We start from the raw sequence: 17441 nt of genomic DNA, 5'->3' as shown, positions 1-17441 counted from the left end.
GCCGGGGCGTGGGGTGGGGTGGTGGTCGGAGGGGACGCGGCCGGGCGGGGTGTGAGGTGGCCGTGGGTCGGGCGTGGGGCGGGGCGGCCCCGGACCGTTCGTCCCGGACCGTTCGCCCCGCTCTGGCCAGGGCGACCCCGTCCTCCGACGAGTCTGCCCACCCACGCCCCATCCACCCACGCCCCACCCACCCGGCGCCCAGCACCCAGGCGTCCGTCACTCCGCCGCCGACCATCCTGCTGCCGACCACCCCGGCGGCCACCACCCCGCCGCCCCGTTCCTCACCCGTGCCAGGACCGCCACAGCGCCGCGTACGCGCCGTCCGCCGTGACCAGCTCCTCGTGGCTGCCCAGCTCGCTGATGCGGCCGTTCTCGACTACGGCGATGACGTCCGCGTCGTGGGCGGTGTGGAGGCGGTGGGCGATCGCGACGACCGTGCGGCCGTCGAGGACGCGGGCCAGGGAGCGTTCCAGGTGACGGGCCGCCCGGGGGTCGAGCAGCGACGTCGCCTCGTCGAGGACCAGGGTGTGCGGGTCGGCCAGCACGAGACGGGCCAGCGCCACCTGCTGTGCCTGGGCGGGGGTGACGGTCAGCCCGCCCGAGCCGACCTCGGTGTCCAGGCCGTCGTCGAGCGCGCGTGCCCACCCGTCCGCGTCGACCGCGCCCAGAGCCGCCCACAGCTCGGCGTCCGTGGCGTCCGTCCGGGCGAGCAGGAGGTTGTCGCGCAGGGAGCCCACGAAGACGTGGTGCTCCTGGTTGACGAGGGCCACGTGCTCACGGACCCGTTCGGCGGACATCCCGGACAGCTCGGCGCCGCCCAGGGTGACCCGGCCGTCCCGCGGCGCGTAGATGCCGGCCAGCAGTCTGCCCAGGGTGGACTTGCCGGCGCCCGAGGGACCGACCAGCGCCATCCGGGTACCGGGCGCGACCTCCAGGGACACCTTGCGCAGGACGTCCACGCCCTCCAGGTAGCCGAAGTGCACCCGGTCCGCACGCACCTCCCGCCCGTCGGGCGCCAGCCCGGCGTCCGTGCCGGCCGGCTCGACGTCCCGGACGCCCACCAGCCGGGCCAGCGACACCTGGGCCACCTGGAGCTCGTCGTACCAGCGCAGGATCAGCCCGACCGGGTCGATCAGCATCTGCGCGATCAGCGCACCGGTCGTGAGCTGGCCGACCCCGATCCAGCCCTGGAGGACGAACACCCCGCCGACCATCAGCACCGACGAGAGGATCATCACGTGGCTGACGTTGATGCACGGGAAGAGCACGGACCGCAGCCACAGCGTGTACCGCTCCCAGGCGGTCCACTCCTTGATCCGCCGCTCCGAGAGCTCGATGCGGCGGGCACCGAGCCGGTGCGCCTCGACCGTGCGTCCGGCGTCCACGGTCTCCGCGAGCGCGGCGGCCACCGCGGCGTACCCGGCGGCCTCCGAGCGGTAGGCGGAGGGCGCCCGCTTGAAGTACCAGCGGCAGCCGGCGATCAGCAGCGGCAGGGCGAGCAGGACGGCGGCGGCCAGCGGCGGCGCGGTGATCACGAGTCCGCCCAGCAGCAGGGCCGCCCACACCACACCGATCGCCAGTTGCGGTACGGCCTCGCGCATGGCGTTGCCGAGCCGGTCGATGTCGGTCGTGATCCGGGACAGCAGGTCGCCGGTCCCGGCCCGTTCCAGGACGCCGGGCGGCAGGCCGACCGACCGCACGAGGAAGTCCTCCCGCAGGTCGGCCAGCATCTGCTCGCCGAGCATCGAACCGCGCAGCCGCACCTGCCGGACGAAGACGGCCTGGACGACCAGGGCGACGACGAACAGCCCCGCGGTCAGCTCGAGATGGAGTTCGCGCGCTCCGTCCGAGACCCGCTCGACGAGGTCGCCGAGCAGCCAGGGCCCCACCATGGAGGCCACCACCGAGACCGTGTTCACGCCGACGAGGAGTGCGAAGGCGCGGCGGTGCCGGCGGAACAGTTCGGCCACGTAGGCGCGTACGGTCGCGGGGGCTCCGACGGGCAAGGTGTTCGCCGTCGTCGGTGCCGCCGGGTCGTACGCCGGTGGCGCCACGCCGATCATGCGCTCTCCTCGATCTCTTCCAGGGCGTGCAGCACGCTGTGCGTGTGCGGTTCGCCGTCCTTCTCGTGTCCTACTGCGTTCCCGTGCCGTACTGCGTTCTCGTGCCGCACCTCGTTCAGCGCGGCCTCGTCGTCCGTCTCGCGGGTGACGACCGCCCGGTACCGCGGTTCCTTGTGCACCAGCTCGCGGTGCACGCCGACCGCCGCGACCTCGCCTTCGTGGACGAGCACCACGCGGTCGGCGCGGTCCAGGAGCAGGGGCGAGGAGGTGAAGACCACCGTGGTCCGCCCGCTCCGCAGGTCCCGTACGCCGTCCGCGATCCGGGCCTCGGTGTGCGAATCCACCGCGGAGGTCGGTTCGTCCAGGACGAGCACCTCCGGGTCGGTGAAGAGCGAGCGGGCCAGGGCGAGCCGTTGGCGCTGGCCGCCCGAGAGGGAGCGTCCGCGTTCGGTGATGCGGGCGTCCATCGGGTCGTCGGCGTCCAGGGACCCCTGGACCAGGGCGGCCAGTACGTCCGCGCACTGTGCGGCGGCGAGCGCCTCCACGGCACCGACGTCTCCCGAGGCGGGCACGTCGAGCAGTTCGCGCAGGCTGCCGGAGAGCAGCACCGGGTCCTTGTCCTGGACGAGCACGGCGGTGCGCGCCGAGTCGAGCGGCAGCTCGTCCAGCGGCACGCCGCCCAGCAGCACGGAGATGCCCTGCTCCGAGGGGTGCCCACCGAGCCGTTCGGCCAGCAGCCCCGCCGCGTCCGGGTCGCCGCAGACCACCGCGGTGAGCCGTCCGGAAGGGGCGAGCAGACCGGTGGCCGGGTCGTACAGGTCCCCGGAGGGCACGTCTCCCGGCACCTCCGCAGCCGCCACCCCGTCGGCCGACGTGGCCCGTTCCAACGACAGCACCCGGGCGGCCCGGGTGGCCGAGGGACGGGAGAAGGAGTACGCCATGGCGATCTCCTCGAAGTGCCGCAGCGGGTAGGTCAGGATCATCACCGAGCTGTAGACGGCGACCAGTTCGCCGATCTCGACGCGGCCCTGGCGGGCCAGGTGGACGCCGTACCAGACGACCGCGATCAGCAGCAGACCCGGCAGCAGGACCTGGATCGCGGCGATCAGCGACCACATCCGGGCACTGCGCACGGCCGCGTGGCGGACCTCCTGGGAGGCCCTGCGGTAGCGGTCGAGGAAGAGCTCCTCACCGCCGATGCCGCGCAGTACGCGCAGCCCGGCGACGGTGTCGGAGGCCAGCTCGGTGGCGCGGCCCGCCTTCTCGCGCTGGAAGTCGGCGCGTCTGGTCGCCCGGGGCAGCAGGGGCAGCACCGAGAGGGCCAGCACCGGCAGGCCCACGGCGACCACCAGGCCGAGCGCCGGCTGGTAGACGACCAGCCCGACGCAGACCACGACGATCGTGACGGCCGCCGCGGTGAACCGGGACCAGGCCTCCACGAACCAGCCGATCTTCTCGACGTCACCGGTGGAGACGGCCACGACCTCGCCGGCCGCGACCCGTCGGGTCAGCGCCGAACCCAGGTGCGCGGCCTTGCGGGCCAGCAACTGCTGGACGCGTGCGGCGGCCGTGATCCAGTTGGTGACGGCGGTGCGGTGCAGGAAGGTGTCGCCGACCGCGTTGCCGACGCAGCACAGCGCCAGCAGTCCGCCGGCGAGGGCGAGTCGGCGGCCGGAGTGGTCGACGACGGCCTGTACGGCCACGCCGACGCAGAAGGGCAGCGCGGAGACCGAGAGGAAGTGCAGCAGTCCCCAGGCCAGCGACTTGAACTGACCGCCCAGCTGGTTCCTGAAGAGCCACCACAGGAACCGGGGGCCCGAGCGTGCGTCGGGCACTCCCGGATCGGCATACGGAAGGTCTTGGATCTGCATGAGGGGTGTGTCCCGGTTGCTCGTGTCAGGGGGGTGGGAGAAGAGCCGCGCACGGCGGCTGCAAACCGTGAAAGGTTCGCGGCAGAGCGTGTCCGGAGGCAACAGGTTTTCCGCCGCGACGCACGGAAAACCGGCTCGGCCGCCGCAGGGCGCCGGTGCGACCATGGAGCGATGGGAGACGGAGGCGTACGGCGGATCGCGGTGATCACGACAGCGGTGGCAGCGCTGCTGCTCCTCGGAGGGTGCGGCGGCCCGGACCCGGCACGCACCGGCACCACCCCCACGCCCGCCACCCCCGTCCCCCACACCGAGACTGGGGTCGCATCCGAGGACCGACCGACCCGTATCCCCGGTGTCGGCGACCGCCTCCACAAGCGCATCCCCGCGGACTCCCGCCAGGTCGTCGCGGTCTACGGCGACGGCAGGAACTCCGCGGACGCCACCCTGGTGCTGTACACCAGGCAGGGCTCCGGCTGGGACCGTGTCCGCGGCTGGGCCGCCCACAACGGCAAGAAGGGCTGGACCACCGACCATCACGAGGGCGACCGGCGCAGCCCGGTCGGGGTGTTCACGCTCAGTGACGCGGGCGGCGTGCTCCCGGACCCCGGCGCGCGGCTGCCGTACACGAGGTCGGCCGCGATCGCCGCCCCGCGCTGGTGGCCCCGGTCCTACTGGCACGACTTCGACTACGTGATCGCCGTCGACTACAACCGTGTCGAGGGCACCCCGCCCAACAACCAGACGCGGCCCGAGGGTTACGCCAAGGGCGGTGGCATCTGGCTGCACATGGACCACGGCAGCGGCACGTCGGCCTGTGTCAGCGTGTCCCGGCCGGCGATGCGGTATCTGCTGCGCACGCTCGATCCTGACCGGCATCCCGTGGTGGTGATGGGGGACGGGGCGGACCTGGCGGCGTAGGCCGGCTGGGGGAGGCGGCATTGCGGGGGACGCCCGACTCGCCGTAGAACACGGCCATGAAGAGACGGATAGTCATGTCCATGCTTACCGGGGTGACCCTCCTGGTGAGCACACTGCTCGGAGCGGCGCCGGCCCAGTCGGCAGCGCGCCCCGCTCAGACACCGTCAGCCCGACCGACGGCTCCCGCGGATCAACCCGCCACCGTCCCCGCAGATCAACCCACCCCCGTTCCCGCCGAGTTCGGCACCGACTGGCACGACCCCGTCACCGCCGCCCCGCCGGTCGCCAGACCCCCGGGCAGGTCCTGCCGGGTCACCGTCGCCGAAGCGCGGTTCCGCGACTTCACGCCGTACACCGGCACATACGCCCCGCCCAAGGGCTGCGGCGACCGCTGGAGCAAGGTCGTGCTGCGTCTCGAAGGCCACGTCAAGGGACGGCAGTTCGACCGGCTCGGGTATCTGCACATCGGCGGGGTCGAGGTCCTCCGCACATCCACCCCGCAGCCCTCGCCCGACGGCATCGAGTGGTCCGTGGAGAAGGACGTCACCCGCTACAGCGACACACTCCGCCGCGGCCAGGACGTCGAGATGCTCATCGGGAACGTCGTCGACGACACGTACACCGGCATCATCGACGTGAAGGTGACGCTGACGTTCTACGCCGGCGCACCGGACGCCCGCAGCACTCCCGGCCGCGTGCTCACCCTCGCCGACGGGACCCTCACCGCCCCGCGCAACAGCGAACGCATCGTCGCCGAGGTGTACGCCACCGGGTCCGGCGGCGGCTGCGAGGAGTACTGGTATCTGACGGTGCCGTCGAACGCGCCGTACTCCTGCCAGGCCGACGGCGGCCCCTACCGCGAGGTTCAGATCAAGGTCGACGGCCAACTCGCCGGCATCGCCGCCCCGTTCCCGACCGTGTGGACCGGGGGCTGGTCCAACCCCTTTCTCTGGTACGTCGTTCCGGGCCCCCGCGCCTTCGACGTCAAGCCGATCGAATACGACCTGACCCCTTTCGCCGGGATCCTCAACGACGGGCGCCCGCATCGCGTGGAGGTCTCGGTGGCCGGTGTGGCCGCGGGGCAGTCCGGGTGGAGCACGCCGGTGAACGTCCTCGTCTGGCAGGACACCAGGAGCGAGCATGTCACCGGGAGACTCACCGCGCACGACAGCGGTGACCTCGCCAACTCCTCCGTCTGGACGCCCGGTTCGGAGCAGCGCGTGGACACCGAGGGTGACCACCGGCTCACCGTCGCCGGGTACGTGGACACCTCGCACGGCCGGGTGACGACCACCGTCCGCCGCTCACTGGCGAACACGTCCACCCATCGCTGGGGTGACGGCGAGAACCCCGACGCGCTCAAGGCCACCTGGACGGACGACGAATCGGTGACCGTGGACGGCCGTGGCCCGGCCCGCACCACCCGCATCCACCGGACGTACACGATGGGCGGCACGACCACCGTCGGCGCGGGCGACCGCCTCCGGACCGTGCTGACCCTCGGTGACCGCGCCGAGTCCACGGTGAGCCGAGGCGGCCGTCGCACGGCGTGGTCCCGGCTCGACGACACCTACTCGGGCGACGCCACCTACACGATCAACGTCCCGCGCGATCAGCGGCACGCGGTCGGCACGACGAGCGAGCGGTACCGGCTCCGGGGTTCGGCCGGATGCCACGACCGGTCACTCGTGACCGTGCAGGGAGTGCTGACCGAGGAACGCGACGGCTGCTGAGCCGAGTTGTGTGCGGTGCGTCACAGGGTGCGTGATTTACGCGGCGGAAACACGGCGGTCTCGTAGGCGATCAACGGTCCCTCCAGAGTAGTCATCACGGAAGCCGCTTTCCGTATCGCAGAAGTCTCCCCTGGCTTCTGTGGCTCCCCGTCCCCCCAAGGAGTGCCCGTGCCGCCGTCCGTCCCGTCCCTGCCGCGACGCGTCGCACACATACTGCGTACCTCTCTCTTCGTCCAGGTCGCCGTGGCGCTGGTCCTCGGCATCGTCGTCGGAAAGCTGTGGCCCGGCTTCGCCTCGGACCTCCAGCCGCTCGGCGACGGCTTCACCCGGCTCATCAAGACGATCATCTCGCCGCTCGTGTTCTGCGTGGTCGTCGTCGGCATCGCCAAGGCGGGCGATCTCAAGGCGTTCGGCCGGATCGGGCTCAAGGCGCTGATCTGGTTCGAGGTCGCGAGCACCCTCGCGCTGGTCATCGGACTGCTCGCCGCCAACGTCGTCCAGCCCGGCTCGGGGATGCACGTCGACCCCGCGACGCTCAACTCCGCGGCCGTGGACGCCAAGACGGCCGGCGGACACCTGCCCTCGACGACCGAGTTCATCGTCAACGCGCTGCCCACCAGTTTCATCGGCGCCTTCGCCGAGAACTCCCTGCTCCAGGTGCTCATCCTGGCCTGTCTGGTGGGTGCCGCGCTGCTGCACCTCGGGCACACCAAGGTCCCGCGGGTGCTGCCTGCCATCGAGCAGGCCCAGGAGATCATCTTCGCGATCGTCGGCTTCGTGATGCGTCTCGCGCCGATCGCGGTGTTCGGCGCGATGGCGGTCCTGATCGGCCAGTACGGCCTCGGCGTCATCGAGACCTACGCCAAGCTGATCGTCCTGTGCTACGTGGCCGCCGCGCTCTTCATCGCGCTGCTCGCCGTCGCGCTCAAGGCGCTCACCGGGCTCAGCCTGTGGAAGTTCCTGCGCTACATCCGCGAGGAGATGCTGCTCGCGCTCGGCACCGCGTCCACCGAGTCCGTCATGCCGCGCGTGATGCAGAAGCTGCGCAAGGCCGGCGCGCGCGACGACGCGGTGGGCCTGGTGCTGCCGACCGGCTACTCCTTCAACCTCGACGGCGCCTCGCTCTACCTCTCCATCGGCACGCTGTTCATCGCCCAGGCCGTCGGCGTCGACCTCAGCCTCGGTCAGCAGATCACCGTGGTCCTGGTGCTGATGCTGACGAGCAAGGGCATGGCGGGCATCCCCGGCTCGGCGTTCCTCGCCCTGTCCGCCACGGCCGCCTCGCTCGGCGCGATCCCGGCCGGCGCGGTGGCCCTGCTCCTCGGTGTCGACCGCATCATGGACTCGATGCGTGTCGTGACCAACCTCCTCGGCAACTGCGTCGCGGTCTTCGCGGTGTCCCGCTGGGAGGGCGCCCTGGACATCGACAAGGCGAAGAAGGTGCTGGACGGCGAGGCCGTACCCGAGGCGGAGGAAGAGCCGGCCCCGGCTTCGGTCGTCAATGAGCCGGTCGTCAAGGAGCCTGCCGCCGAGGTGAGTTGACGCCCGCGACCGCGACGCCCCGCGACCGCGACGCCCCGCGACCGCGACGCCCTGCGACCGCGACGCCCCGAGGTCACCGCTCCCTACGACCGGAGTGGTGGCCTCGCTCGTTCCTCAGTGCTGCCCGTCCACGAGCGTGTCCAGCAGCTCTGCGAGTGCCGCGCGTTGCTCGTCCGACAACGGAGCGAGGATCTCCTCCGCGGCGGTCCTGCGTACGTCGTGCAGCTCGCGCAGGGTCTTGACGCCGTCCTCGGTCAGCTCGATACGGATCACCCGGCGGTTGGTCGGATCCGGCACCCGGCGCACCTTGCCGCCGTCCTCCAGCGCGTCGACGAGACTGGTCACGGCCCGCGGGACCACCTCCAGCCGCTCGGCGAGGTCGGCCATGCGCGGCGGTGCGTCGCAGTGTGCGAGGGTGCGCAGCAGCCGGGACTGCGCGGGGGTGACGCCGAGACCGCGCTGTCCCAGGTGGCGCTTCTGGATGCGGAACACCCGGCGCGTCAGTCTGAGCAACTGCTCGGCGAGCAGGCCGTCGGAATCTGGCGTGGTCATGAGGGAACAATATCAGGACCTGGTTCATTGTGAGTATAGGTAACAATGAGCTAAGCTCCGTTGGTCCTCACCACCTCACCTTCCGCAGGAGACCATGCCCCGCGATCACATCGACTGGACCCCCACGCCCGGCACCTCGACCGACCAGCCCCGGCAGGTGCGCCGCATCCTCCGGCTCTTCAAGCCCTACCGCGCCCGGCTCGCCGTCGTCGGCCTGCTGGTCGGCGCCTCATCCCTGGTCACCGTCGCCACCCCGTTCCTGCTGAAGGAAACGCTGGATGTGGCGATCCCCCAGGGCCGCACCGGACTGCTCAGCCTGCTCGCGCTGGGCATGATCCTGAGCGCGGTCCTCACCGGCGTCTTCGGCGTCGCCCAGACCCTGATCTCCACCACGGTCGGACAGCGCGTCATGCACGACCTGCGCACCGCGGTCTACGGCCGCCTCCAGCGCATGTCGCTCGCCTTCTTCACCCGCACCCGCACCGGCGAGGTGCAGTCCCGCATCGCCAACGACATCGGCGGCATGCAGGCCACCGTCACCTCGACCGCGACCTCACTCGTCTCCAACCTGACCAGCGTCGTCGCCACGATCGTCGCGATGATCGCCCTCGACTGGCGCCTGACCGTCGTCTCGCTGCTGCTGCTCCCGGTGTTCGTGTGGATCAGCCGCCGGGTCGGCAACGAACGCAAGAAGATCACCACCCAGCGCCAGAAGCAGATGGCCGCGATGGCCGCGACCGTCACCGAGTCGCTCTCCGTCAGCGGCATCCTGCTCGGCCGCACCATGGGCCGCTCCGACTCGCTGACCCGCTCCTTCGCCGACGAGTCCGAGAGCCTGGTCGACCTCGAAGTGCGGTCGAACATGGCCGGGCGCTGGCGGATGGCCGTGATCGGGATCGTCATGTCCGCGATGCCGGCCGTCATCTACTGGACCGCGGGCATCGCCCTCCAGGCCGGCGGCCCGGACATCTCCATCGGCACCATCGTCGCCTTCGTCTCGCTCCAGCAGGGCCTGTTCCGCCCGGCCGTGAGCCTGCTGTCGACCGGCGTCCAGATCCAGACCTCGCTCGCGCTCTTCCAGCGCATCTTCGAGTACCTCGACCTGCCGATCGACATCACCGAGCGGGAGGACCCGGTCCACCTCGACCGCGTGAAGGGCGAGGTCCGGCTGGAGGGCGTCGAGTTCCGGTACGACGGCGACGACAGCGGGCGCGCCCCTGTTCTCACCGGCATCGACATCGAGGTCCCGGCGGGCAGCAGCCTCGCGCTCGTCGGCTCGACCGGCGCCGGCAAGTCCACCCTCGGCTATCTCGTCCCGCGGCTCTACGACGTGACGGGCGGCCGGGTCACCCTAGACGGGGTCGATGTCCGGGACCTGGACTTCGACACCCTCGCGCGGGCCATCGGGGTCGTCTCGCAGGAGACGTACCTCTTCCACGCCACGGTCGCCGACAACCTGCGCTTCGCGAAGCCGGACGCGACCGACGAGGAGATCGAGCAGGCGGCGCGGGCGGCGCAGATCCACGACCACATCGCGTCCCTGCCCGACGGCTACGACACGGTCGTGGGCGAACGCGGTCATCGCTTCTCGGGAGGCGAGAAGCAGCGCCTCGCCATCGCGCGGACCATTCTGCGGGACCCGCCCGTCCTCATCCTGGACGAGGCGACCAGCGCCCTGGACACGCGTACCGAGCACGCCGTGCAGGAGGCCATCGACGCGCTCTCGGCCAACCGCACCACGCTCACCATCGCGCACCGGCTGTCCACCATTCGCGATGCCGACCAGATCGTGGTCCTCGACTCCGGCCGGGTGGCCGAGCGGGGCACCCACGAGGAGCTCCTGGAGCAGGACGGGCGGTACGCGGCGCTCGTACGCCGAGATGCCCAACTGGAACCGACAAGCTGAAAATATGCCGGGTTTGTGGTGATATGCGGGTTACCGTGCCCGCATGTACCAGAACACTCCGCCACGGAGCACGATCCGACTGACGCGCCGGGGGCGTCTCGTCCTCATCGCCACCGGGGCCGTCGTGGCCGGCACCGCCGTGGCGGTGCCGCTGCTGATGCTTGACAGCGGCCAGGGCGCCAAGGAGCCCACCACCCTGCTCATCCCCGAGGGCTGGCGGGCGGGGCAGGTCTACGACGCCGTCGACAAGGCTCTCGCCCAGCCGCCGGGGACCGCCAAGAGGTCCCTGGCCAGGGCGCACCTCAAGCTGCCGAACGAGGCGGAGGGCAACCCGGAGGGCTACCTCTTCCCGGCGACGTACCCGCTGGAGCGGAACGGCAGGAAGACGACGCCCGAGGCGCTGCTGTCGTTCATGGTCGACACCGCCAACAAGAGGTTCAACGGCGCCCCGATCGCGGCCGGTGCCCAGCGCAACGCCATGAACGTCTACCAGGCCGTCACCATCGCGAGCATCGTCCAGGCAGAGGCGGCGACCAAGGCGGACATGGCGAAGGTCGCCCGGGTCGTCTTCAACCGCCTGGAGCGAGGGATGCCGCTCCAGATGGACTCCACCGTCAACTACGCCCTGAACCGCTCCACGTTGCGGACGACGAGCGCCGACACCCGCATCGACAGCCCCTACAACTCGTACCAGCGCATGGGCCTGCCGCCCACGCCGATCGACAACCCCGGTGAGGAGGCGATGCGTGCGGCGATCGCCCCGGCCGCGGGCAACTGGCTGTACTTCGTGACGGTGAAGCCGGGCGACACCCGCTTCACCGACAACTTCGAGGAACACCGGCGCAATGTGGCCGAGTTCAACAAGAATCAGAAGAACTCGGCCAAGCAGAACTGAAAGTGACGAGACGTCACCCCGAGCGGAAGGCGACGCAGCGTCACCCGAAGCTGAAAGCGTTGCAGCGTCAAGCGGCCACCGGCTCCTCTGCCAGCAGCCGCTTGATGTCGCGTACGGCGGCGCGGCCCGCGCGGTTGGCGCCGATGGTGCTCGCCGACGGGCCGTAGCCGACGAGATGGACCCGGGGATCGGCGACCGCGCGGGTGCCCTCGACCCGGATGCCGCCGCCCGGCTCGCGCAGCTTCAGCGGGGCCAGGTGCTCGATGGCGGCCCGGAAACCGGTCGCCCACAGGATGACGTCGGCGTCGACGCGCCGTCCGTCCTTCCACTCCACGCCCTCCGGCGTGATCCGCTCGAACATCGGCTGCCGGTCCAGGACGCCGTCCGCGAGGGCCTGGCGTACCGCGTCGTTGAGCGGCAGCCCGGTCACCGACACCACGCTCTTCGGCGGCAGCCCCTGCCGCACCCGCTCCTCGACGAGCGCCACGGCCTCCCGGCCGACGTCCTCGGTGAAGGGGCCTTCGCGGAACACCGGCTCGCTCCGGGTGACCCATGTGGTGGCCGCCGCGTAGGGGGCGAGCTCCATCAGGTGCTGGGTACCGGACGCGCCGCCGCCCACCACGACCACCCGCAACCCGGCGAACGCCTCGGGTCCCGGGTACTGCGCGGTGTGCAACTGCCGTCCGCGGAAGGTCTCCTGGCCCGGATAGCGCGGCCAGAACGGCCGGTCCCAGGTGCCGGTCGCGTTGATCAGCGCCCGGGTCGACCAGGTGCCGTCCGAGGTCTCCACGAGGAGCCTGCCGTCGACGCCCTCGCGCACGGCACGGACGTCGACCGGGCGTCGTACCCGGAGGTCGAAGGCGCGCTCGTACGCGGCGAAGTACTCCGCGATCACCGCCGACGACGGCCGCTCCGGATCGGCGTCCGTGAGCTCCATGCCCGGCAGCGCGTGCATGCCGTGCACCTTGCCGTACGTCAGCGACGGCCACCGGAACTGCCAGGCGCCGCCGGGCGCGGGGGAGTGGTCCAGGACCACGAAGTCGCGCTCCGGCTCGAAACCGGTGCGGCGCAGGTGATAGGCGCTGGACAGACCCGCCTGACCAGCACCTATGACGACGACCTCGACCTCGCGCGCGTTGTTCACGTTTCTACTAACGGCTGCGGGGTCCTGGATCTTCCCCACCTGGATCATCGCCGTGCCGGCCCCGCCCCGGATACAGGGCCGGCATCCGCTGCTGCCCCCGTCAGTTCGTCTCCGAGGGGCGCGGCGCGGTGGTGGAGGCCGGGAGGCCGTTGTTGAACCGGGGGTCCGTGAAATCGCCGAAGTCGACCTTGCGCGGGATGAGCTTCAACCGGGTGAAGGTGTCGGCGATCCGCTGCTCCGAGGCGATCAGCTGCTGGTCGACCGCGACGGCCACCCGCGTGGTGTACGTCCGCTTCACCGCGGCGAGTGCCACGTTCTCGGGCAGGCCCGTCTCCTTCGCCCAGACCTTCGCCCACTCCGACTCGTGGGAGTAGACCCACTTGTAGGCGCGCCGCAGCCGCTCCAGGTAGTCCTTGATCGCGGCGACCTTCTCCGGGTCCTTCAGTGCGCTCGGCGAAGCCACCTGGAAGGTCAGGCCGTTGGTGATCCCGTCACCGGTGGTCAGCACCCGCCCCTGCTTGGCCTGAAGGATCTGCGAGGTGTACGGGTCCCACACCGCCCACGCGTCGACCTTGCCGGAGGTGAACGCGGCCAGCGCGTCGGCCGGCTGGAGGTACTTGACCTTCACGTCGCTCAGGCCGAGCCCGGCCTCCTTCAGCGAGGCGACCAGCTGGTAGTGGGCGGAGGAACCCTGCGCCACGGCCACCGACTTGTCCTTGAGCTGCGCGGGATCGGTCAGCTTCGAGCCGTTCGGTACGAGGAGGGCGTCGCCCTTGGAGGTGCCGTGCCAGGCCGCCACCACCGTGATCTTCGAGTCGGCGCCGGCCGCGAAGACCGGCGGGGTGTTGCCGACGCCGCCGATGTCGACGGCCTTGGCGTTGACGGCCTCCAGGAGCGGCGGGCCGGAGGTGAAGGTCGACCACTTGATCTTGTAGTCGAGGTTCTTGAGTTCTCCGGCGGCGTGCAGGATGGCCTCCGAACCGCCCTTCTGGTCACCGACGTTCAGCGTCAGCGAGCCCTTGCCGTCGGTGTCGGAGCCCGTCCCGGCGGTGGCGTTTCCGCCGCAGGCGGTGAGCAGGAGGGCGAAGGGGAGGAGCAGTGCGGCGGGGGCGAGGCGGCGTCGCATGGGGAGTCCGTTCTGTGAAACCGAGGTCGGGTGTGGGGGAGTTCAGGCGGCTTCGGCGGCGGTGTCGACGCCGAGGCGCTCCAGGAGCTGTCCGCGGATCTCCGCGAACCGGGGGTCGGCGATGTCCCGTGGCCGGTCGAGGTCGATCACCTGCTCGTGCGCGATGACGCCCTCGTCCATCACGAGGACCCGGTCGGCGAGCAGGACGGCCTCCTCGACGTCATGCGTCACCAGGAGCACCGCGCAGCCGCGGCGCTGCCACAACTCACCCACCAGGCGCTGGGCCTTGAGGCGGGTGAGGGCGTCGAGCGCGCCGAACGGCTCGTCCAGCAGCAGGAGATCGGGCTCGCGCACCAACGCCCTTGCCAGGGAAGCGCGTTGGGCCTCTCCGCCGGAGAGGGTCTTGGGCCAGGCGTCACTGCGGTGACCGAGTCCGACCTCCTCCAGGGCCTGGTCGGCGACGGCGCGCGCGGGCTTTCCGGGCAGCCCGAGCAGGACGTTGCGCCACACCTTCTTCCACGGCATGAGGCGGGGCGCCTGGAAGGCCACCGCCTTGCGGCGCGGGACCAGCACGGTGCCCTCGATGTCCCGGTCGAGCCCGGCGAGTATGCGCAGCAGGGTGGACTTCCCGCAGCCGCTGCGGCCGAGGAGGGCCACGAACTCGCCGGGGCGGACGTCCAGTCGGAGGTCGTCGATGACCGGGCGGCCGTCGAAGGAGCGGGTGAGGCCATCGACGCGGACGGCGTACGCGGGGCGGGGTGCCGCCGCGGCCGCGCCGGAAGAAGCGGTGACTCCGGCGGTCCCGGCGGCCTCGGCGGTTCCGGTGACAGTGGCTTCGGTGGTTCCCATGACGGTGGCCTCGGCGGTCCCGGTGACTTCTGTGGCCGCGGCGACGTCGGTAGCCCCGTCGACCCCTGTGAATCCGGATCCGGATGTCCGCGCCGCTTCGGACGCCTGCGGGCTCACCGGCCCGTGAACGTGGGTCGCCATTGCAGCAGCAGCCTTTCGAGAGCGCGGACGACGAAGTCGGCCAGCAGGCCGAGGAAGGCGTAGACGATCAGGCAGACCACGATGACGTCGGTGCGCAGGAAGTCCCGCGCCTGCACCATCAGGAAGCCGATACCGGAGTCCGCGTTGACCTGCTCGGCGAAGACGAGCGCGAGCCAGGCGATGCCGAGGGAGTAGCGCAGACCCGTCATGGCGCCGGGCAGCGCGCCCGGCAGGACGACATGCCGTACGAGTCCCCAGCGGGAGAGCCCGAGGGACTCCCCGGCCTCGATCAGCTGGGAGTCCACCCCCCGGATGCCGGCGTAGACGTTGAGGTAGAGCGGGAAGGTCACGCCCAGCGTGATGATGGCGATCTTGGGGGCCTCGCCGATGCCGAACCAGATGATGAACAGCGGGATCAGACCGACGAACGGCACGGTCCGCAGCATCTGGACCGGGGCGTCCACGATGTCCTCGCCGACCCTGAACAGGCCTGAGACGAGGGCGAGTCCGGTGCCGATGATCACGCCGAGCAGTAGCCCGCCGGCGACTCGCTGGAGCGAGGTCGTCAGCGCGGAGGCCAGCGAGCCGTCGGCGATCAGGTCCCCCGCGACCTGGGCGATCCGGCCGGGGGAGGCGAGCACGTTCGGGGTCAACACACCGGTGGCACTCAGGAGTTGCCACAGGACCAGCAGCAGCACGGGGCCGGTCGTGCGGCGCAGCCAGCGGGGGACACGGGTGCGGCGGGAGGAGGCGGGGACGATGGGTTCCAGGCCGAGGGGACCGGCATCGGGGTAGGCGTCCGAGCCGACGGCGTCCCCGGGGCTGCTCGGCTGTTCCGATATAGCGTAAATATCGGGTTCTTGGGAGTCGGGCGGGGCATGGCTGATGCTCATGGGAGCTCCACGGAGGGGAGAGCGGCGTGGTGAAAGAAGGCCGGGCGCCGCTGAGTTCAGCCGCGCGTCAACGGTCGTTCAGCGACCGGAGATCAGCGCGAACCGGGCCAGGCACGGTGTAGTGAGAGAAAAAAGGCGTCAGCGGCCGCGGCGACACGCGGCGGAGGCCACCCGCAGCAGGTCGATGTGACCGCGCGTGGTGAGCAGAGCTGAACGCAACATGCGGCAGAAGCTAGCCAGTGCGCGCGACCATGGTCAATGGTGTCTCGCGGAGTGGACCTGCCGTATCGCAGGATGGGCCGTTGGTGACGAATGAATCCGGCCGGAGGGGTGAGGATGGGAGCATGTCAGACGCTTTCACCACCCGAGTCCTGAACGTCTCCTCCGGTTCGTCGGAGCGGATCGTCGACCTCACCGGCGACTGCGAGGCCTTCCTGAGGGAGGCGGCCGCCGGCCGTGGTGGCCTCCTCAACATCTTCGTGCCGCACGCGACGGCCGGTGTCGCCGTCATCGAGACGGGCGCCGGCAGCGACGACGACCTCCTCGCCGCCCTCCACACCCTGCTCCCCGCCGACGACCGCTGGCAGCACCGCCACGGCAGCCCCGGCCACGGCCGCGACCACGTCCTCCCGGCCCTCGTCCCGCCCCACGCGACGCTGCCGGTCCTCAACGGGCGCCTGGAGCTGGGGACGTGGCAGTCGGTGTGCCTGGTCGACACGAACAGGGATAATCCGCAACGCAAGGTGCGTTTCTCCTTCCTGGCAGGGTCCTAGCCCTTCCTGGCAGGGTCCTAACAGAGCGCCGGAAGCGGTGAGTGCAGATGAGTCCGAGTTCCGCCGATGCCGCGCATCCCGCGCCGACCGGTGGCGGCAACGGGCCCGCCGTCTCCCGTCGGGAGTTCGACGCACTCTTCGAGGCGGTGCGCACGTGGGGTCGCTGGGCCCCGGCCGACCGCGGTGCCTGGAACCGGGTCACCGCGGACCATGTGCGGCGGGCCGCATCGGGCGTGCGGACCGGGACGGTCGTCCCGCTGGCGCTGCCGTGGAACACCCGGCCCGGCCCCGGCAACCGCAAGCCTGCCCTGCACCGCATGACCGACCTCGGGGACGTGGAGACGCCGGAACCCTCCACCCACAAGGACTTCATCGCCGCCGACTACCACGGCAAGGGCATCACCCATCTCGACGCGCTGTGCCACATCGCCTACCGGGGGCAGCTCTACGACGGCTGCGCGGCGCACGAGGTCGTCGATGCCGCAGGCGCCCGCTTCGGCGCGGTGTCGACGCTCGGGTCCCTCGTCACGAGGGGAGTCCTCCTCGACCTGCCCGCCGTCCTCGGCATCCACTGGTTGGAGCCGGGGCGAGCCGTGCACGCCAGGGACATCGTCGCCGCGGAGAAGGCGCTCGATGTGACGATCGGCGAGGGAGACGCGGTACTGCTGCGCTCCGGACAGGTCCGGCGCCGTGAGGAACTCGGCGCGTGGGACCCCGACACGGCCAGCGCGGGCTTTCATGTGGACGCCCTGCCCCTGCTGGCCGAGCGTGGCATCGCGCTGCTCGGCGGAGACGGCGACAGTGACGTACGGCCCTCACCGGTGGACGGCGTGCACTCGCCGGTCCACGCCCTGGCTGTCGCCGCGATGGGAGTGCCGCTGCTGGACAACCTCGACTTGGAAGCGCTGTCCGCCGCGACCGCGACGGCGGGGCGCTACGACTTCATGCTCGTCGTGGCCCCGCTGAACGTCCCGGGCGGGACGGGCTCGCCCGTCAGCCCGGTCGCGGTCCTGTGACACCGGTCCGGTTCAGTCC

The 17441-nt window shown here is 71.2% G+C and carries 15 protein-coding genes; 7 read left to right on the top strand and 8 right to left on the bottom strand.

The features are described from left to right. Window positions 1-281 precede the first annotated feature (281 nt). Both H295_RS0120470 and H295_RS0120465 read right to left on the bottom strand, forming a co-directional pair. A complete protein-coding gene (locus tag H295_RS0120470) occupies window positions 282-2063 on the bottom strand; it encodes an ABC transporter ATP-binding protein (RefSeq protein ID WP_020137212.1) in 1782 nt (593 codons plus the stop codon). After that, the gene (locus tag H295_RS0120465; RefSeq protein WP_020137211.1) at window positions 2060-3934 is read right to left on the bottom strand and encodes an ABC transporter transmembrane domain-containing protein; all 1875 of its coding nucleotides are present in this window, start codon (window positions 3932-3934) and stop codon (window positions 2060-2062) included. Before H295_RS0120465 ends, H295_RS0120470 begins: the two co-directional genes overlap by 4 nt. 171 nt (window positions 3935-4105) lie before the next feature. Between H295_RS0120465 and H295_RS0120460 the strand changes: the two genes are divergently transcribed. From H295_RS0120460 to H295_RS0120450, 3 genes are all read left to right on the top strand, one after another. Then, the gene (locus H295_RS0120460) at window positions 4106-4852 is read left to right on the top strand and encodes a hypothetical protein (protein WP_020137210.1); all 747 of its coding nucleotides are present in this window, start codon (window positions 4106-4108) and stop codon (window positions 4850-4852) included. Window positions 4853-4908: 56 nt separating this feature from the next. Beyond that, window positions 4909-6585, top strand: a complete 1677-nt coding sequence (locus H295_RS0120455; protein WP_028809565.1) for a peptide-N4-asparagine amidase — start codon at window positions 4909-4911, stop codon at window positions 6583-6585. Window positions 6586-6753: 168 nt separating this feature from the next. Next, window positions 6754-8127, top strand: a complete 1374-nt coding sequence (locus H295_RS0120450) for a C4-dicarboxylate transporter DctA (protein ID WP_020137208.1) — start codon at window positions 6754-6756, stop codon at window positions 8125-8127. 114 nt (window positions 8128-8241) lie between these two features. On the opposite strand, the gene H295_RS0120445 is transcribed toward H295_RS0120450, so the two are convergent. Then, the gene (locus H295_RS0120445; RefSeq protein ID WP_020137207.1) at window positions 8242-8679 is read right to left on the bottom strand and encodes a MarR family winged helix-turn-helix transcriptional regulator; all 438 of its coding nucleotides are present in this window, start codon (window positions 8677-8679) and stop codon (window positions 8242-8244) included. A gap of 94 nt (window positions 8680-8773) precedes the next feature. Between H295_RS0120445 and H295_RS0120440 the strand changes: the two genes are divergently transcribed. Then, complete coding sequence (locus tag H295_RS0120440) at window positions 8774-10585, top strand: ABC transporter ATP-binding protein (RefSeq protein ID WP_020137206.1); 1812 nt, start codon at window positions 8774-8776, stop codon at window positions 10583-10585. A gap of 43 nt (window positions 10586-10628) precedes the next feature. Beyond that, window positions 10629-11480: an endolytic transglycosylase MltG gene (gene mltG, locus H295_RS0120435; protein ID WP_020137205.1), complete on the top strand. Its 852-nt coding sequence runs from the start codon at window positions 10629-10631 to the stop codon at window positions 11478-11480. A gap of 67 nt (window positions 11481-11547) precedes the next feature. On the opposite strand, the gene H295_RS0120430 is transcribed toward mltG, so the two are convergent. The 5 genes from H295_RS0120430 to H295_RS48735 all read right to left on the bottom strand — a co-directional run bounded on the left by H295_RS0120430 (window position 11548) and on the right by H295_RS48735 (window position 15855). Beyond that, a complete protein-coding gene (locus tag H295_RS0120430) occupies window positions 11548-12624 on the bottom strand; it encodes an NAD(P)-binding domain-containing protein (RefSeq protein ID WP_020137204.1) in 1077 nt (358 codons plus the stop codon). Window positions 12625-12724: 100 nt separating this feature from the next. Further along, window positions 12725-13750 (bottom strand): ABC transporter substrate-binding protein, encoded by a 1026-nt coding sequence (locus H295_RS0120425; RefSeq protein ID WP_020137203.1) that lies wholly within the window; start codon window positions 13748-13750, stop codon window positions 12725-12727. Window positions 13751-13792: 42 nt separating this feature from the next. Continuing rightward, complete coding sequence (locus H295_RS0120420) at window positions 13793-14599, bottom strand: ABC transporter ATP-binding protein (RefSeq protein WP_106960904.1); 807 nt, start codon at window positions 14597-14599, stop codon at window positions 13793-13795. Between the two features lie 113 nt (window positions 14600-14712). After that, entirely contained in the window at window positions 14713-15633 is a 921-nt protein-coding gene (locus tag H295_RS0120415) for an ABC transporter permease (protein WP_020137201.1), read from the bottom strand. 138 nt (window positions 15634-15771) lie between these two features. Further along, entirely contained in the window at window positions 15772-15855 is an 84-nt protein-coding gene (locus H295_RS48735) for a putative leader peptide (protein WP_313884353.1), read from the bottom strand. Between the two features lie 122 nt (window positions 15856-15977). Between H295_RS48735 and H295_RS0120410 the strand changes: the two genes are divergently transcribed. Both H295_RS0120410 and H295_RS0120405 read left to right on the top strand, forming a co-directional pair. Further along, window positions 15978-16406: a YjbQ family protein gene (locus H295_RS0120410; protein ID WP_020137200.1), complete on the top strand. Its 429-nt coding sequence runs from the start codon at window positions 15978-15980 to the stop codon at window positions 16404-16406. A 47-nt stretch (window positions 16407-16453) separates the two neighbouring features. Next, complete coding sequence (locus H295_RS0120405; protein ID WP_028809564.1) at window positions 16454-17422, top strand: cyclase family protein; 969 nt, start codon at window positions 16454-16456, stop codon at window positions 17420-17422. The last annotated feature ends 19 nt before the right edge of the window (window positions 17423-17441 follow it).

Source organism: Streptomyces sp. 351MFTsu5.1 (assembly GCF_000383655.1).
Lineage (GTDB): Bacteria > Actinomycetota > Actinomycetes > Streptomycetales > Streptomycetaceae > Streptomyces > Streptomyces griseorubiginosus.
The sequence above is the reverse complement of the archived record's forward strand: the minus strand, read 5'-3'. Positions and strand labels throughout refer to the sequence as shown.

What these genes read in the sequence shown, in the direction of transcription:
- H295_RS0120470 (WP_020137212.1), bottom strand. Translation starts at nt 2,063, where the DNA reads ATGATCGGCGTGGCGCCACCGGCGTACGACCCGGCGGCACCGACGACG.
- H295_RS0120465 (WP_020137211.1), bottom strand. Translation starts at nt 3,934, where the DNA reads ATGCAGATCCAAGACCTTCCGTATGCCGATCCGGGAGTGCCCGACGCA.
- H295_RS0120460 (WP_020137210.1), top strand. Translation starts at nt 4,106, where the DNA reads ATGGGAGACGGAGGCGTACGGCGGATCGCGGTGATCACGACAGCGGTG.
- H295_RS0120455 (WP_028809565.1), top strand. Translation starts at nt 4,909, where the DNA reads ATGAAGAGACGGATAGTCATGTCCATGCTTACCGGGGTGACCCTCCTG.
- H295_RS0120445 (WP_020137207.1), bottom strand. Translation starts at nt 8,679, where the DNA reads ATGACCACGCCAGATTCCGACGGCCTGCTCGCCGAGCAGTTGCTCAGA.
- H295_RS0120440 (WP_020137206.1), top strand. Translation starts at nt 8,774, where the DNA reads ATGCCCCGCGATCACATCGACTGGACCCCCACGCCCGGCACCTCGACC.
- mltG (WP_020137205.1), top strand. Translation starts at nt 10,629, where the DNA reads ATGTACCAGAACACTCCGCCACGGAGCACGATCCGACTGACGCGCCGG.
- H295_RS0120425 (WP_020137203.1), bottom strand. Translation starts at nt 13,750, where the DNA reads ATGCGACGCCGCCTCGCCCCCGCCGCACTGCTCCTCCCCTTCGCCCTC.
- H295_RS0120420 (WP_106960904.1), bottom strand. Translation starts at nt 14,599, where the DNA reads ATGGGAACCACCGAAGCCACTGTCACCGGAACCGCCGAGGCCGCCGGG.
- H295_RS0120415 (WP_020137201.1), bottom strand. Translation starts at nt 15,633, where the DNA reads ATGAGCATCAGCCATGCCCCGCCCGACTCCCAAGAACCCGATATTTAC.
- H295_RS48735 (WP_313884353.1), bottom strand. Translation starts at nt 15,855, where the DNA reads ATGTTGCGTTCAGCTCTGCTCACCACGCGCGGTCACATCGACCTGCTG.
- H295_RS0120410 (WP_020137200.1), top strand. Translation starts at nt 15,978, where the DNA reads ATGTCAGACGCTTTCACCACCCGAGTCCTGAACGTCTCCTCCGGTTCG.
- H295_RS0120405 (WP_028809564.1), top strand. Translation starts at nt 16,454, where the DNA reads ATGAGTCCGAGTTCCGCCGATGCCGCGCATCCCGCGCCGACCGGTGGC.